The sequence below is a fragment of the Marinobacter maroccanus genome (assembly GCF_002933275.1).
Taxonomy (GTDB): domain Bacteria; phylum Pseudomonadota; class Gammaproteobacteria; order Pseudomonadales; family Oleiphilaceae; genus Marinobacter; species Marinobacter maroccanus.
On record NZ_PSSX01000047.1, the window covers coordinates 1 to 586 of the forward strand.

2 protein-coding genes are annotated in these 586 nt (G+C 56.8%); both read left to right on the plus strand.

All coding sequences use genetic code 11. From position 1 onward, the window contains the following. Positions 1-280 (plus strand): DUF2523 family protein (locus tag KEHDKFFH_RS19965; RefSeq protein ID WP_104323518.1); only part of this gene is annotated, 280 nt, incomplete at its 5' end. Between the two features lie 66 nt (positions 281-346). Then, positions 347-586: zonular occludens toxin domain-containing protein (locus tag KEHDKFFH_RS19970; protein WP_277872189.1), on the plus strand; the 240-nt coding region annotated here is incomplete at its 3' end.

Here is a 586-nt window from a genome sequence, read left to right on the forward strand (position 1 = left end):
CTTCAACAGCATCCCGGCCCTGATCGACGACTGGATGGTCAAGGCCGGCGCCTGGATCGTCATATCGGCCACCAAAGCCAAGATCGCCTTCATTGGTTACAGCTGGGAAGTGGCCCAGGAAGTCCTGAGCCAGCTCAACGTCTCCGACACCATCGAAACCTACTGGGGCCAGCTCGACAGCCAGGTCTTAGGCGTCGCCACCTACCTCAAGCTCCCGGAGGCCTTCAACATGATCATCAACGCCCGAGTCACCCGCTACGTCATGGACGTCATCGGCTAACCCGGTCCTGCAAGTGAATGACCCTCAACGGAAAATCGGAAAAAGCACCAGGTTAACGGAGTAGTTATGAGCATCGTAATCCACCACGGCCACCCCGGTTCCTATAAGTCCTTCGGCGTCCTCCAGCGACACGCCATCCCAGCCCTCAAAGAAGGGCGAACCGTCGTGACCAACATTCGCGGTTTCGATTCCCTGGAAAAAGTCGAGGAAGCCTTAAACGAAACCCTTCCCGAAGAAGCCGCCATCCTGAATGTGAACACCGAGGGCAGGGAAGAGAAGGCGTACATGGCAAGGTGGTTTCATTGG